Below are 361 nucleotides of genomic sequence, written 5' to 3' on the forward strand. Positions count from 1 at the left end.
TCACGCAGCGTTTGCGCATCGCCTTCCGGCAGCAGATGCAGCTGCTCGATAGCGCTCAGCGTCGGCAGCAGCGAGCGGGATTGCAGAGAAGGTTCACGCCCGCCGCGTATCAGCTGGAAGACCTGGACGATAAATTCGATCTCACGAATACCGCCCGCGCCGAGCGTGATGTTGTCCTTCTGGCCACGGCGACGCACCTCGCGGGCAATCATCCCTTTCATATTTCGCAGGGACTGGATCACGCTGAAGTCGATGTAGCGGCGGAACACAAACGGGCGCAGCATGGCGCGCAGCTCGTTGGCCCAGGCATCGTCGCTGTCACCCATGATCCGCGCTTTGACCATCGCGTAACGCTCCCAGT

The 361-nt window shown here is 61.5% G+C and carries 1 pseudogene; it reads right to left on the bottom strand.

From position 1 onward, the window contains the following. Nucleotides 1-361: pseudogene (locus RTW80_RS27835) on the bottom strand (bifunctional glutamine synthetase adenylyltransferase/deadenyltransferase); the annotation flags it as partial.

This window comes from Escherichia sp. AM3, from assembly GCF_032029835.1.
Lineage (GTDB): Bacteria > Pseudomonadota > Gammaproteobacteria > Enterobacterales > Enterobacteriaceae > Escherichia > Escherichia coli.